Annotated in this window: 17 protein-coding genes; 8 read left to right on the top strand and 9 right to left on the bottom strand. The window is 68.4% G+C overall.

Going from position 1 to position 13084, the window contains the following annotated elements; all coding sequences use genetic code 11:
• The first annotated feature begins 6 nt into the window (after positions 1 to 6).
• Positions 7 to 531 (top strand): GNAT family N-acetyltransferase, encoded by a 525-nt coding sequence (locus tag ACZF5Y_RS03455; protein ID WP_497534433.1) that lies wholly within the window; start codon positions 7 to 9, stop codon positions 529 to 531.
• A gap of 243 nt (positions 532 to 774) precedes the next feature.
• Here ACZF5Y_RS03455 and purQ read toward each other — a convergent pair whose 3' ends face one another.
• The 3 genes from purQ to ACZF5Y_RS03470 form a co-directional block, all read right to left on the bottom strand.
• A complete protein-coding gene (gene purQ / locus ACZF5Y_RS03460) occupies positions 775 to 1482 on the bottom strand; it encodes a phosphoribosylformylglycinamidine synthase subunit PurQ (RefSeq protein WP_497535290.1) in 708 nt (235 codons plus the stop codon).
• Complete coding sequence (gene purS, locus ACZF5Y_RS03465; protein WP_497534434.1) at positions 1479 to 1757, bottom strand: phosphoribosylformylglycinamidine synthase subunit PurS; 279 nt, start codon at positions 1755 to 1757, stop codon at positions 1479 to 1481. Before purS ends, purQ begins: the two co-directional genes overlap by 4 nt.
• 83 nt (positions 1758 to 1840) lie before the next feature.
• Positions 1841 to 2761 carry a phosphoribosylaminoimidazolesuccinocarboxamide synthase gene (locus tag ACZF5Y_RS03470; RefSeq protein ID WP_497534436.1) on the bottom strand — a complete coding sequence of 307 codons (921 nt, stop codon included), beginning with the start codon at positions 2759 to 2761 and terminating at the stop codon, positions 1841 to 1843.
• 218 nt (positions 2762 to 2979) lie between these two features.
• On the opposite strand from ACZF5Y_RS03470, the gene ACZF5Y_RS03475 reads away from it, so the two are divergent.
• Complete coding sequence (locus ACZF5Y_RS03475) at positions 2980 to 3999, top strand: SRPBCC family protein (RefSeq protein WP_497534437.1); 1020 nt, start codon at positions 2980 to 2982, stop codon at positions 3997 to 3999.
• A 260-nt stretch (positions 4000 to 4259) separates the two neighbouring features.
• Here ACZF5Y_RS03475 and purD read toward each other — a convergent pair whose 3' ends face one another.
• On the bottom strand, positions 4260 to 5516 hold the full coding sequence (gene purD / locus ACZF5Y_RS03480) for a phosphoribosylamine--glycine ligase (RefSeq protein WP_497534438.1): 1257 nt from the start codon (positions 5514 to 5516) through the stop codon (positions 4260 to 4262).
• 37 nt (positions 5517 to 5553) lie between these two features.
• On the opposite strand from purD, the gene ACZF5Y_RS03485 reads away from it, so the two are divergent.
• The 4 genes from ACZF5Y_RS03485 to ACZF5Y_RS03500 are packed head-to-tail and all read left to right on the top strand — an operon-like array spanning position 5554 to position 7101.
• Positions 5554 to 5943, top strand: a complete 390-nt coding sequence (locus ACZF5Y_RS03485; protein ID WP_497534439.1) for a sterol carrier family protein — start codon at positions 5554 to 5556, stop codon at positions 5941 to 5943.
• On the top strand, positions 5940 to 6365 hold the full coding sequence (locus ACZF5Y_RS03490) for a hypothetical protein (protein ID WP_497534440.1): 426 nt from the start codon (positions 5940 to 5942) through the stop codon (positions 6363 to 6365). Before ACZF5Y_RS03485 ends, ACZF5Y_RS03490 begins: the two co-directional genes overlap by 4 nt.
• A gap of 31 nt (positions 6366 to 6396) precedes the next feature.
• Positions 6397 to 6624 carry a twin-arginine translocase TatA/TatE family subunit gene (locus ACZF5Y_RS03495; protein WP_497534441.1) on the top strand — a complete coding sequence of 76 codons (228 nt, stop codon included), beginning with the start codon at positions 6397 to 6399 and terminating at the stop codon, positions 6622 to 6624.
• Positions 6625 to 6657: 33 nt separating this feature from the next.
• Positions 6658 to 7101: a Sec-independent protein translocase subunit TatA/TatB gene (locus ACZF5Y_RS03500; RefSeq protein ID WP_497534442.1), complete on the top strand. Its 444-nt coding sequence runs from the start codon at positions 6658 to 6660 to the stop codon at positions 7099 to 7101.
• An 89-nt stretch (positions 7102 to 7190) separates the two neighbouring features.
• On the opposite strand, the gene ACZF5Y_RS03505 is transcribed toward ACZF5Y_RS03500, so the two are convergent.
• Together ACZF5Y_RS03505 and purF are read right to left on the bottom strand one after the other, a co-directional pair.
• A complete protein-coding gene (locus ACZF5Y_RS03505) occupies positions 7191 to 7640 on the bottom strand; it encodes a MepB family protein (RefSeq protein ID WP_497534443.1) in 450 nt (149 codons plus the stop codon).
• A 34-nt stretch (positions 7641 to 7674) separates the two neighbouring features.
• Positions 7675 to 9135 carry an amidophosphoribosyltransferase gene (purF, locus tag ACZF5Y_RS03510; protein WP_497534444.1) on the bottom strand — a complete coding sequence of 487 codons (1461 nt, stop codon included), beginning with the start codon at positions 9133 to 9135 and terminating at the stop codon, positions 7675 to 7677.
• A gap of 127 nt (positions 9136 to 9262) precedes the next feature.
• Here purF and purM point away from each other — a divergent pair, with 127 nt between their 5' ends.
• On the top strand, positions 9263 to 10372 hold the full coding sequence (gene purM, locus ACZF5Y_RS03515; protein WP_497534445.1) for a phosphoribosylformylglycinamidine cyclo-ligase: 1110 nt from the start codon (positions 9263 to 9265) through the stop codon (positions 10370 to 10372).
• Between the two features lie 49 nt (positions 10373 to 10421).
• Here the strand turns inward: purM and ispF are convergent, their stop codons facing one another.
• Genes ispF through ACZF5Y_RS03530 form a run of 3 tightly spaced genes read right to left on the bottom strand, consistent with a single transcriptional unit; the run spans position 10422 to position 12228 of the window.
• Complete coding sequence (gene ispF / locus ACZF5Y_RS03520; RefSeq protein WP_497534446.1) at positions 10422 to 10940, bottom strand: 2-C-methyl-D-erythritol 2,4-cyclodiphosphate synthase; 519 nt, start codon at positions 10938 to 10940, stop codon at positions 10422 to 10424.
• The gene (ispD, locus tag ACZF5Y_RS03525) at positions 10937 to 11710 is read right to left on the bottom strand and encodes a 2-C-methyl-D-erythritol 4-phosphate cytidylyltransferase (protein ID WP_497534447.1); all 774 of its coding nucleotides are present in this window, start codon (positions 11708 to 11710) and stop codon (positions 10937 to 10939) included. Before ispD ends, ispF begins: the two co-directional genes overlap by 4 nt.
• Entirely contained in the window at positions 11707 to 12228 is a 522-nt protein-coding gene (locus tag ACZF5Y_RS03530) for a CarD family transcriptional regulator (RefSeq protein ID WP_497534448.1), read from the bottom strand. The genes ispD and ACZF5Y_RS03530 overlap by 4 nt, the downstream gene beginning before the upstream one ends.
• Before the next feature lie 167 nt (positions 12229 to 12395).
• On the opposite strand from ACZF5Y_RS03530, the gene ACZF5Y_RS03535 reads away from it, so the two are divergent.
• Positions 12396 to 13001: a DNA modification methylase gene (locus ACZF5Y_RS03535; protein ID WP_497534449.1), complete on the top strand. Its 606-nt coding sequence runs from the start codon at positions 12396 to 12398 to the stop codon at positions 12999 to 13001.
• Positions 13002 to 13084 lie beyond the last annotated feature (83 nt).

Here is a 13084-nt window from a genome sequence, read left to right on the forward strand (position 1 = left end):
TCCGGGGTGCATGAAACGATCGATATCCGTCGCGTGCGCCCCGAGGAGTACCCCGCCGTGGGTGCGCTGGTGCGGGCGGCGTATGAGGGGGATTACACGCTGAGCCCGGAGTACCTCGCCGAGATCGAAGACGTCGCGGCGCGCGACGTCGACTCCGAGGTGCTCGTCGCCGCCGACCGCGCGACCGGTGACGTGCTCGGCACGATCACCATTCCGCTCGCCGGTCGTGCACTCATGGACGACACCGTCGATGGCGAATTCGACGTCCGCCTACTTGGCGTCGCGCACGCGGCGCGGGGTCGCGGCGTCGGCGAAGCGATCATGCAGCATTCGGCCGGCATCGCGCGGTCGCGAGGTCTCGGTCGAATCGTGCTGCACACCGGCGAGCAGATGCGCGCGGCGCAGCGCCTGTATGAGCGTCTCGGATACACGCGCATCCCCGACCGCGAGTTCGCTATTCCGACCCCCACGGGGTCGCGCCGCATCTTTGCGTACGGCCTCGACCTGGAGCCCGCGCCCGCGGCGCAGTGAGAACGAGGGTTCCCCGCGAGTGTGAGGGTAAACCGCGACTGTGAGCCGAAATAACCCTCACACTCGTCGATAACCCTCACACTCGTCGATAACCCTCACACTCGTCGATAACCCTCACATTCATGCGGGTCCGCGCGGCCGGCACGGCAGCGCTTTGCCTGACCCAGTCAATGCCGCACCCCGAACTCACGAGTGGCGGGCGACCCGAAGGTCGCCCGCCACTCCGCTGTGCAGCAGTGCCGGTTACGCGGCGCGCGCTACCAGGGCTTCGACGGCGCTCTCGAAGAAGCGCAGGCCGTCGATGCCCGAGCGCATGGCCTCGGGCGTATCCGGGCCGAACCCGGCCTCGACCGCGTGCTCGGGGTGCGGCATCAGGCCGACCACGTTGCCGCGCTCGTTGGTGAGGCCGGCGATGTCGTTGAGCGAACCGTTCGGGTTGACCCCCGCGTAGCGGAACGCGACGAGCCCTTCGCCCTCGAGGTACTTGAGCGTCTCGTCGTTGGCGATGTAGCCGCCGTCGCCGTTCTTCAACGGGATGACAATCTCTTCGCCGGGCTCGAAGCGGTGCGTCCACGCGGTGTCGGCGTTCTCGACGATCAGCTTCTGATCGCGGCGAATGAACTGCTGGTGCGCGTTGCGAATGAGCCCGCCGGGCAGCAGGTGCGACTCGACGAGCACCTGGAAGCCGTTGCAGATGCCGAGCACGGGCAGCCCTTGGTTCGCTGAGGCCACGACCTCGGTCATGATCGGCGAGACCGCAGCGATCGCGCCGGGGCGCAGGTAGTCGCCGTAGCTGAAGCCGCCGGGCAGCACGATCGCGTCGACGCCCTGCAGATCGTGATCCGCGTGCCACAGCGCCACGGGCTCGGCCCCGGCGATGCGAATCGCGCGCTGCGCGTCGCGGTCGTCGAGCGACCCGGGGAAGGTGACGACCCCGATCTTCGGCATCAGCGAGCCTCGCCGACGAGCACGTCGACGGGTGCGCCGTCGACGCTGATTGCGACGACGTCTTCGATCACATCGTTCGACAGGATGTCGGCGGCGACCTGACGCACCTCGTCGAGCACCTCAGCGGTGGCCTCGGCGACCTGGAACTCGAAGCGCTTGCCGATGCGCACGTTCTCGAACTTCTCGTGGCCGAGACGGGCGAGCGCCCCCGTGGTGGCCTTACCCTGCGGGTCGAGCAGCTCGGCCTTGGGCATGACATCAACGACAATCGTGGGCACCCGGTCTCCAATTTCTCGTGGTGAAGCTCTGAATATTCTCGCACGGATCGTGCGGGGCCCGGCACGCCGCCAGGCGGCAGCCGTCAGACCGCGACGGGGGCGTACGGCGGCTCGCCGCCGGTGAGTCGCACGTACAGCTCGCGGTAGCGCTCGTACGTCTGCGTGACGATCTCCTCGGGCAGCACGGGGGGCTCACCGGTCTTGTCCCAGTTCGCAGACAGCCAGTTGCGCACGATCTGCTTGTCGAAGGAGGCGAGGCGATCCTGTGCGGCCAATGACTCGTCGTGGTACACCGCAGCGTCCCAGTATCGCGAGGAGTCGCTCGTGAGCACCTCGTCGGCGAGCACGAGCTCGCCCGTCTCGCGGTCGCGGCCGAATTCGAACTTGGTATCGGCGAGCACCACGCCGCGGGCGGCGGCGAGCTCACGCGCGGCGGTGAAGATCTGCAGCGACGCGTCGCGCAGGGCGGTTGCGATCTCGAGGCCCACGAGCTCGACACTGCGCTCGAACGTGATGTTCTCGTCATGCTCGCCGAGCGGGGCCTTGTACGCCGGAGTGTAAATCGGCTCGTCGAGCAGGTCGCCGTCGCTGAGGCCGGCGGGCAGCTCGATGCCGCACACGGCACCCGTGCGCTGGTACTCGGCGAATCCCGAGCCGGTGAGCGCCCCGCGCACCACGCACTCGATCGGATACATCTCGAGCTTGCGCGTCAGCATCGCCCGGTCGCGCACCTCCGCGGCAACCTCGGGGGCGGTGCTCGCGTCGGCGACGAGATGGTTGGGCAGGTCGATGCGCTCGAACCACCAGTTCGACAGCGCCGTCAGCAGCGCCCCCTTGCCCGGGATCGGCGGCTCGAGCACGTGGTCGAACGCGCTCACCCGGTTGCTCGCGACGACGAGCAGCGTCGCGTCCGAGCCGTCGGCGGGGGTGTACAGGTCGCGAACCTTGCCCGAGTAGATGTGGGTCCAACCGTCGAGCTGCGTGGGTGCGGGGAGATGGGTCACCAGATTATTCTCGCATTTCGTGCGGGATCGCCGTGCCGCTCATAGCCGCCGGCCTTCTTGCGGGGCAACGTGCCTGAAAAGCTCCGAAATTCCACGTGTTGGGAACCCGGATGTCAGGGGAGCCGGTTACGCTCGTCTCAAGAGGCCGATGCCGCGCGTCTGCGCGCTGCAACGGAAGCCCGATCGAGGCGGTCGGTGCGTGAGTTCGGAGGAGAGCTATGATCCCGCTGGGTCCGGTAGTGGCGCGAAGTCGAGTGGGCGTCGCCCGAGCTGCAGCCTGGTCGTATCTCGTCGAACCCGAGCGGCGTGCCGAGTGGTGGCCCGAGCTGCGACTCGACGCCCGAGTCGGCGGTGAAGTCGCCGAGCGGTGGTCCGAGGGCGAAGGCGACGACGCGGTGAGCCGCGATGCGTCGGGCACGGTCGATGTCTGGGTCGAGGGGCACGCGGTGGGGTTCACCTGGCGCGAAGCCGGCGACGAGCGCGACACCGCCGTGCTAGTGACGCTGCGCACACAGGGCCTCGACACCGGCATCACCGTGACCGAGACCGGCTTCGACGCGCTGCCGGCTCCGGCCGAGCGGGCGGCCGCCTCGCAAGAGGGCTGGCAGGTGCTGTTGCGTGACCTCACGGTGGCGCTGGAAGCGGCGCAGGCTGCCGGAGCGTTCGGCGAGCGAGAGACGCTGAGTTTCGCGGCGGCGGTTGCCGGGAGCGGTGCTGGTGCTGCGCTCGAGGCGGAGGGTGACGGCGAGGCCGGTGAGCACGGTGCGGCACTGGAGCTCCTCGAACCCGAGATTGACGGCGAGATCGATGCCGCAAGCGATGCGTCGCCGGTCGCCGAGATCGAGGTCGAGGCCGAACCACAGGTGGGGGATCACCCCGAGCTCGAGACCGGCCCGATCGCACTCGTGAGCGATGACGAGGGTGAGGCAGATGACGCCGACGCCGACGCGGTTGCTGATTCGGTGTCGGTGGATGGTGACGTCGCGCTCGACGAGTCTGATGCGTCGGATACCGCAGAGGTGCATCTCGACCAGACGATTCGTATCGATCGTTCAGAGCTTGATGCGGCGCTCGCCGCGGGCGAAGCGGAAGAAGCCGAGGCCGCTGGCACCATCAAGGATGTTGACACGAGTGAGGCTGTTGACGCGCCTGCGAACGACGCGGCCGAAAACGATGACGAGCACGATGACGACTCGACGGGCGACCCCGACTTTGACGCGCTGATCCGCGGCGACTAGTCGCGGGGTTACCCCTCACCAATCGCCACACACCCTGAGTGACCCTTCACATCGTGAGTGACCGCTGAGATCGCGAATACGTGCGGTCGTTCACGATCGGGGCGGTCGCTCGCGCAGGGCACCCACCTCGGAGGTCACGTTCGAGATCCCCTGAAGTCGCCGAACGCTGCTCATCTGCGCGCGCAGAAGAGCGGCGTTCGGCGAGATAAGAGGCGTTCGACGTGGTAGTTGCAGGAGCTGCAGCCACGACTGGCGTCGAGTTACTCCGCGACGCGTGCGGCGATGTCGGTGCGCGACTGCCCGCCGGCGAGACCGATCTGCGCGACACCGGCATAGGCGCGTGAGCGGGCCACGGCGAAGTCGCCCCCGCGCGCCACCACGCCGAGCACGCGACCGCCAGTGGCGATCCACCCGCCGTCTTCGGTACGCGCGGTTGCCGCGTGCACCACGTGCACGCCCTCAAGCGCTTCGGCGTCGGCGATGCCGGTGATCTCACGGCCCGTGACGACGTCGCCGGGGTACCCCTCGCTCGCCACGACCACGATCACGGCGGGGTCGGGCGAGAACACGGGCTCGGGCTGCGCAGCGAGTTCGCCGTTCGCGGCCGCGAGCAGGTACTGGCTGAGCGGTGATTCGAGCCGCGCGAGCACGACCTGCGTCTCGGGGTCGCCGAATCGCGCGTTGAACTCGATGACTCGCACGCCCTTCGACGTGACGATCAGGCCACAGTAGAGCAGCCCGATAAAGGGCGTGCCCTCGGATTCGAGCTGGCGCACGGTCGGCAGCGCGACGGTGCGGGTGATCTCGTCAACGAAGTCGTCGGCCACCCAGGGGAGCGGCGAGTAGGCGCCCATGCCGCCCGTGTTCAGGCCGGCATCTCCATCGAAGATGCGCTTGTAGTCTTGCGCCGGGCTGAGCGGCAGCACGTCGTGCCCGTCGGCGAAGAAGAAGAGCGAGACCTCTTGGCCATCCAAGAACTCCTCGACAAGCACCTCGCCGTGCGGAGCCCAGGTGGCGACGTGGGCGATCGCAGCGTCGCGATCCTCGGTGACGAGCACCCCCTTGCCGGCGGCGAGCCCGTCGGCCTTCACCACGTACGGGGCGCCGAACTCGTCGAGCACCGAGCCGGCCTCTTCCACCGACGTGACCCGCGCGGCGCGGCCAGTCGGCACCTCAGCGGCATCCATGACGCGCTTCGCGAACGCCTTCGAACCCTCGAGCTGCGCGGCGGCCTGATCAGGGCCGAACACGGGAACACCCGCTGCCCGCAGCGGGTCGGCGACGCCCGCAACGAGCGGGGCCTCGGGGCCGATGACCACGAGGTCGAAACCGCGCTGCTGCGCGAACTCGGCAACCGCAGCCGGATCGGAGTAGGTGAGATCGGGTGTCTCGACGCCGCTGGCGGCGATGCCCGCATTGCCCGGCGCGCAGACGATCTCGTGTGCGCTGCTCTCGGTGAGCAGGGCGAGGACAATGGCGTGTTCGCGGGCGCCAGGGCCCAAGACGAGGATCTTCACGCGCTCCAGACTACCGAAGCGCGGATAAGCTGCAGACGTGGCGAAACGGAAGATCTCGATCGAAGACGGGCGTGCAGCTCTTGCGGCGGTGCGCGCGGGCGGCACGGCACGCAGTGACCTCGCGACGACGGTTCGATACCTCCTCGAAGAACTTGCTGAGCGGGCACCCGGAAACTCGGTAGAGGTGCGAGTGCCCCCCTATGGCGCGACACAGTGCGTCGCCGGCCCGCGGCATACGCGAGGTACGCCGCCGAACGTCATCGAAACCGATGCGCAGACCTGGATCGGCCTCGCCTGCGGCGACCTCGACTGGGAGACCGCGATCGCCGAAGCGCTCGTCATCGCATCGGGATCGCGCGCCGCGCTGCACGGGCTGCTGCCGCTCGTGCGCTCGCACCCAGCCGAGGCTGAGACAATGGAGGCATGAGTCAGTCCGATCCGTCGTCGGTGCCTGCCGCACAGCAGCCCGACGAACCCGCCGCCCCTGCTGCGACACCCGCTCCACCCTTAGACGTCGAGTCCGCTGCAGCGGCCGCACCTGCCGACCCCACCGTGCACGAGCCGGTCGTGCACGAGGTGCAGCAAGAGGTCACGCTGCAGCGATCGGTGCGCGTGACGCGGCTCCTGATCGCGGGTCTCGTGATTGGCGCGGTCGTCGCGATGATCGCATGCTTCTTCTTCCCGATCGAAGAGGGCGCCGAGTACACCCTGGGCCAGGTCGTCGGCTTCATGGCGCTCATCGGTGCCGCGCTCGGAGCTGCGGTCGGCGGCATCGTCGCATTGGTACTGGGGTTGATCGTGAGGCGCCAGCAGGGCACCGGTGTCGCCATCCAGCACGACGTGCGATAATCCAGACACCTACGATTCGAAAGAAGCAGTCATGCTCGGTAACCTCACTGGCTGGCACCTCATCGCCATCCTCTTCGTCATTCTTCTCATGTTCGGTGCGCCGAAGCTCCCCGCGCTCGCCAAGAGCCTGGGCCAGTCGATGAAGATCCTCCGCAAGGAGGTCAGCGGCGACTCGGATGCGACGACGCCCGCCGCGACGACGCCCGCTGCAACCACTGAGGCGCCGCAGCCCGCGCCGCAGAAGCCCGACGCGTCCTGATTCTTTCGCGGTAACGAACGGAGACACCACCCAATGTTCGGAAATCTCTCGGGACCGACGCTGATCGTCATCCTGTTCATCGTGTTGCTGCTGTTCGGTGCGCCGAAGCTGCCGGCTTTGGCGAAGAGTCTGGGCCAGTCGATGAAGATTCTGCGCAAGGAAGTGAGCTCCAGCGGCGATTCCGATGCGGCAGCCCCCCAGGCAGCGCCGAACACCGTGCAGTCGCAGGCAGCCGAACCGCAGTCGCCCGCGGTGCCGGCGAGCCCGGTCACACCCGAGCGGCCTGCGACGCCTCCGGCAGCTCCTGCGGCTCCCGCGTCGCCGGCCGAGCCGGCAGCGCCCGCTCCGGCATCACCCGCGGTGCCGCAGAGCCCGGTGCACCCCGACGAACCCGCCGCACCGCAGGCCCCGCCCGCGGTGCCGCAGAGCCCGGTCGATCCCCAGGAGCCCGGCGCCAGCGAGAAGCCCGGCGCGTAAGCAGCCACCAGTGCGGAAGCCCCCGAAGCGCATCGCGCCCGGGGGCTTCTTCGTGCAGTTGAGGTGCGTCGACTGGCGCGGAGACCGACTCAGACGAGCTCGGTGAACGCTGAGGCCTGCGCGGTTTGGCTCGCGGTGGCCCGTGCATTGAGATCGTCGCACCAGGCCGGGTACACGCGAAACCCTCGCTTGCCCGGTCGTCGTTCCGAAGAGGTGACGCCGAGACCGTGCAGATGCTCGGCGGTGAAGCGGAAGACCCCACGGCGCTCGCCCTCCGAGACGAAGATCAGTGCGCCGTGCGCGTCGTCGTCGTGCGGCAGCGGCACGGTGTCGCCGGCCGCGTCGCGGCGCCAGAGCGCCACGAACGCGCCCGGCTTCGTCGGGGTGATGCGCGCGGTGCGAATGTGCCAGCGCTCCCCATCGATCACGGCGAGCCCGGCTTCGTAGTCGCTGTTCTGCTCTTCGGGTACGACGGATGCCACCCGCGCGGTTGGTGCGAGCGCGTGCGTGACGTAGTGGTCGAATGCGGTGTGCGGCATGATGCGCGTGGGGAAGGCGGCGAACCGCCGATCCTCAGCTCTCCTGTGTCGCCTCGACCCAGGAGAGGTACTCTGCGTCGACGTTGCCGGCGATGTATTCGCCCGTGAAGCAGCTCTGCTCAAGTGAGGTGACGCGATCCTGCCCCGCGAGAATGGCCCGATTCATGCCGTCGACACTCATGTAGACGAGATGGTCGGCACCGAGCTCCTCAGCGATTTCGGCGGAGGTGCGACCGTGCGCGATGAGTTCCTTGCGCGACGGCATGTTGATGCCGTAGACGTGCGGGAAGATGACGGGTGGGGCCGCAGAGGCGAAGATCACCGACTTCGCGCCGGCGGCACGGGCCATTTCGACGATTTCGCGCGAGGTCGTGCCGCGCACGATCGAGTCATCGACGAGCAGCACGTTCTTGCCCTTGAACTCTGAACTCATCGCGTTCAGCTTTTGGCGCACGCTGCGCTTGCGCACCGCCTGCCCGGGCATGATGAACGTGCGGCCCACGTAGTGGTTCTTGAAGAACCCCTCGCGGTACTGCACACCGAGCTTCTGGGCGAGCTGCATGGCGCTCGGGCGGCCCGAATCGGGAATCGGCATGACGACGTCGATCTCGACGTCGGGTAGTTCGGCGCGAACCTGCTCGGCGAGCACGTCGCCGAGGCGCAGACGGGCCTCGTACACCGAGATGCCGCTGAGCACGGAGTCGGGGCGGGCCAGGTAGATGTACTCGAACGCGCAGGGCACGAGCTCGGTTTCGGCGGCGCACTGCTGCGACTGCATCGTGCCGTCGGGGGAGATGAGGATCGCTTCGCCCGGTTCGACGTCGCGCACGAACTCGTAGCCGCCCGATTCGAGCACGAGCGACTCGGAGGCGACGACCCACTCGTCGCTGCCGCCGGCGCTGGTGCGACGACCGAGCACGAGCGGACGGATGCCGAACGGGTCGCGGAAGGCCAGCAGGCCGTACCCGGCGATCATCGCGATGGTGGCGTACGAGCCCTCCACGCGCTCGTGCACCCGGGCGACGGCGGCGAAGACCTGCTCGGCCGTGAGCGACAGGCTGGTGATGCCGGCCTGCAGCTCGTTCGCGAGCACGTTGAGCAGCAGCTCGGTGTCGGAGTGGGTGTTGAGGTGACGGCGATCGACGTTGTAGAGGTCGGCGGTGAGCTCACGCGTGTTCGTGAGGTTGCCGTTGTGCACCAGGATGATGCCGTACGGGGCGCCCACGTAGAAGGGCTGCGCCTCGTCTTCGGCGGCTGCCGACCCGCGGGTTGCGTATCGCACATGACCGAGGCCCACATTGCCGGTGAGGCTGCGCATGTCGCGGGTGCGGTACGCCTCGCGCACCTGACCTTTCGCCTTCACCATATGGAAGAAGTCGCCGTCGAGCGTGGCGATGCCCGTGGAATCCTGACCACGGTGCTGGAGCAGGAGCAGACTGTCATAGACCTGCTGGTTGACGGGTTCGGACGAGACGATACCGACGATGCCGCACATGCTGTAGTGAATACTCCCTGCGAGGTGGGTGGTGCGTCGGAGGGACGCACCGTCTAGTGTCCCACACGCGAACGGGTGGTGATCACCGCGTGGCCGAGCCCGTGCACGCGCAGGGTACGCTTGTCGGGTGAGCGAAAACGCGTCGATCTATGCCCAGTCCGGAGTCGACACCGCAGCCGGTGACCTGGCCGTCGAACTGATGAAGTCCGCGGTCTCGCGGACGCACGGCCCCGAGGTGGTCGGCGGGGTCGGGGGCTTCGCCGGGCTGTTCGACGTGTCGGCGCTCAAGGAGTATCGCCGTCCGCTGCTCGCGAGTGCCACCGACGGTGTGGGCACCAAGGTCGCCATCGCACAGGCCATGGACATCCACCACACGATCGGGCAAGACCTGGTCGCGATGATCGTCGACGACATCGTCGTGGTCGGTGCCAAACCGCTGGCCATGACCGACTACATCGCCTGCGGCAAGGTCGTGCCCCAGCGCATCGCCGATATCGTGCGCGGGATCGCCGAAGCCTGTGAGGCCACCGGTACCGCGCTGGTCGGCGGCGAGACCGCAGAGCACCCGGGTCTGCTCGGCGTCGACGACTACGACGTCGCGGGTGCCGCGGTGGGTGTGGTCGAGGCCGACCGCGTGCTCGGGCCGGAGCGCGTCACCGATGGCGACGTCGTGCTCGCGCTGGGCGCCTCGGGTCTGCACTCCAATGGCTTCTCGCTGGTGCGCCGCATCCTCGCCGATGCCGGTGTCTCGTACACCGACGCGAGCGCCGATCTCGGCACGAGCTACGGCGAGGCACTGCTCGTGCCGACCGCGCTCTACACTTCGCCGCTGCTGCGCGTCATCGATGACCCCGCGCTCGACGGCGCGATCCACGCGCTCTCGCACGTCACCGGCGGTGGTATCGCCGCGAACCTCGCCCGCGTGCTGCCCGTCGGCACCTGGGTCGAGGTCGACCGCAGCACCTGGTCGCCGCTGCCAGTATTCCGCCACCTCGCCGATCTCGGCGGCCACTCGCTCAAGTCGGTCGAGGGCGCCTGGAACCTGGGCGTCGGTATGTTCGCGGTGGTCGACGGCGCGCAGGCGCACCAGGTCGCCGCAGCGCTGACCGCGGAAGGGCTCGACACGTGGGTCGCCGGCGCGGTGCAGTCGACCGCTCGAGATTTCACCGGTTTCGAGCAGGGCGCCAAGGGTGTGCAGGGCGGGGCCGTGCGCCTCGTCGGCGAATTCGCGAACTAAGGGTGGCGGGCGTGCGGGTGCGGGCTGCGGCTCGCGCGTGCAGACGCCCTCAGCTCGCGGTGCGCTCGATCAGTGCGGTCGCGATCACCGCAAGCCCCTCGCCGCGACCCGTAAAACCGAGGTGATCCGTGGTCGTCGCCGCGAGCGAGACGGGCGCACCGACGAGCTCGGACATCACCCGCTGAGCCTCGTCTCGGCGCGCTGAGAATCGCGGGCGGTTGCCCACGATCTGCACCGACACGTTCACGGGGGCCCAGCCCTCGGCCGCGAGACGCCCGAGCGCCTCGCGCACGAATCCGGTGCTCGCCGCGTCGGCGGTCTCGGGGCGGTCGACGCCGACAAGCTCACCGATGTCGCCCAGACCGGCCGCCGAGAGCAACGCATCGACCACCGCGTGGCAGACGGCGTCGCCGTCACTGTGCCCGGAGAGGGCAGGCTCGCCGGGCCAGTCGATGCCGGCGAGGCGCAGGGGGTGGTCTGGCAGCGCGTTTTCAAGCCGCGCATCATTGGACTGCGCCGCGGGAGTCGCGTACGCATGCACGTCGACGCCGGTGCCGATGCGGATCACTGCGCCCCCTCCAAACCTGCCGCGTTCGCCGCGAGAAAGCACTCGAGCACCGGCAGGTCGTCGGGTGTCGTGAGCTTGTGGGCGCGCAGCTCGCCGGTGACGGTGCGCACGCGACCGCCGGCGCGCTGCACCACCTCGGCGTCGTCGGTCGGGGGCGTGGCGGCGAGCTCCGCGTCATCGTAGGCGGCGGCCAGCAGCTCACGGGGAAACCCCTGCGGGGTCTGCACCCCGACGAGCGGTGCACGATCGACGGTTTCGTGAACGAGCCCGTCGATATCGACCCGCTTCAAAGTGTCTGCGACGCGCAGCGCGGGGACGACGCCGTCCCCGGTGCGATGCACCTCGGCGAGCACGCGCTCGAAGAGCTCCGCGCTCGCGAACGGGCGGGCGGCATCATGTATGAGCACGGTGTTGATCGAGGCGGGGAGCGCAGCGATCCCGAATCGCACCGACTCGTGCCGTTCGCGCCCGCCAGGCACTACGGACACCTCCCAGCGCGACCGCTCGGGCAAGACGGCATCGACGATGTCGAGCGCCTGCGCCGCGCGCTCCTCGGGGACGACGAGCACCAGATGCCCAGCGTGGGGGAGCGAGGTGACGACGCTGATGCCGAACTCGATGAGCGGCCGCCCGTGCAGCTCGACGAAGGCCTTTGGGGCGTCGGCGCCGAGACGTTCGCCGCGGCCGGCCCCGACCAGCACGACGCCGATACCGGCGAGGGCGTGCGGTGCGGTGTCGACGGCGCCCGACAGGAAGGGTGAGCCGCTCATGGGGTCAGGCTACCCGCACCCGACGGGGGTGCGTCCGAGGCGAGCACGCCGTCGAGCAGCGACCCGGCTTGTTCCTCGTCCGTCTGCTCCGCGAGCGCGAGTTCTGAGATCAACACCTGGCGCGCCTTCGCGAGCATGCGCTTCTCACCCGCAGACAACGACTTGATCTCTTGGTCTCGGCGCCACAGGTCGCGCACGACCTCGGAGACCTTGATGACGTCGCCGGAGGCGAGCTTCTCGAGATTGGCTTTGTAGCGCCGTGACCAGTTCGTCGGCTCCCCGGTGAACGGGGCGCGCAGCACGTCGAACACCTGCTCGAGGCCGTCGTGCCCGATCACATCACGCACTCCGACGAGGTCGACGTTTTCGGCAGGCACCTCGATGACGAGGTCGCCATCGGTGACGTGCAGCTTCAGGAAGAGCTTCTCTGCTCCGCCGATCTTGCGCTGCTTGACCTCGATGATCTTCGCCGCACCGTGATGGGGAAAGACGACTGTTTCTCCGACCTCAAATTGCATCGAGCGACTCCTTCGCGATCTCTCCCAGAATACCACGACGCCGAGCGCCGACTTAGGGTCGCCTAAGCTGCAAGTGCCCTGTGCTGGCGGCTATTATGGAGGCACGTATGTGCGTGCACTTCGGTGCTGCGCGCTTCTCGGATCACCCACCGACTCGGAGGACCACCTTGAAGATTCGGATCGCATCGTCTGTCGCGCTTGCGGCGGCCCTCGCGCTCGGCGCCACCGGCTGCACCCTGATCGCTCCGCAGGCCACGCTGACGCCTTACGCTCCCAGCGACGGCGTCGATGTGAACGTCGGCAACATCGACGTGCGCAACATCATGCTCGTGGCTGACGAGTCGGGCGAGAACTTCAACGTGGTTTTCGGTGCGGCGAATCGCTCGGGCGCGGAGCAGGATCTGACGATCTCGTTCACCGGCACCGAATCGCAGTCGGCAGAGGCCGACTTCACCATTCCGACCGGCAACACGCTCTTCGGCAACCCCGAGGGCGACGAGACTCCCGTGCTCGTGACGCTCGAGAACCTCCGGGTCGGCTCGACGGTCGATGCGTACTTCCAGATGCCCGGCGAATCCGAGGTTGCGCACCGCATTCCGGTGCTCGACGGCACGCTGAAGGAATACCGCGACTACGTGCTGCCCGCCGACTTCAGCAAGTCTGCCGACACCTCGAAGTCGGGCGACGCCACGACGGCCCAAGACGAAGCAGCCGACCAGTCGAAGATCGGCGACGACGTCACCGATACCGAAGCGACGGCGGCCGCCGAGTAAGCAACGCACCCGCCGCACGGCGCCTGCGCCGAAGCCCCCGCATCCGATCAGGATCGCGGGGGCTTCGTTGTGCAGCGCCATTG

The sequence above is a fragment of the Leucobacter sp. WKLB1 genome, from assembly GCF_059696215.1.

What these genes read in the sequence shown, in the direction of transcription:
- ispD (WP_497534447.1), bottom strand. Translation starts at nt 11,710, where the DNA reads ATGAGCGGCTCACCCTTCCTGTCGGGCGCCGTCGACACCGCACCGCAC.
- purF (WP_497534444.1), bottom strand. Translation starts at nt 9,135, where the DNA reads ATGTGCGGCATCGTCGGTATCGTCTCGTCCGAACCCGTCAACCAGCAG.
- ACZF5Y_RS03490 (WP_497534440.1), top strand. Translation starts at nt 5,940, where the DNA reads ATGAGTCAGTCCGATCCGTCGTCGGTGCCTGCCGCACAGCAGCCCGAC.
- ACZF5Y_RS03495 (WP_497534441.1), top strand. Translation starts at nt 6,397, where the DNA reads ATGCTCGGTAACCTCACTGGCTGGCACCTCATCGCCATCCTCTTCGTC.
- ACZF5Y_RS03505 (WP_497534443.1), bottom strand. Translation starts at nt 7,640, where the DNA reads ATGCCGCACACCGCATTCGACCACTACGTCACGCACGCGCTCGCACCA.
- ACZF5Y_RS03530 (WP_497534448.1), bottom strand. Translation starts at nt 12,228, where the DNA reads ATGCAATTTGAGGTCGGAGAAACAGTCGTCTTTCCCCATCACGGTGCG.
- ACZF5Y_RS03500 (WP_497534442.1), top strand. Translation starts at nt 6,658, where the DNA reads ATGTTCGGAAATCTCTCGGGACCGACGCTGATCGTCATCCTGTTCATC.
- ACZF5Y_RS03475 (WP_497534437.1), top strand. Translation starts at nt 2,980, where the DNA reads ATGATCCCGCTGGGTCCGGTAGTGGCGCGAAGTCGAGTGGGCGTCGCC.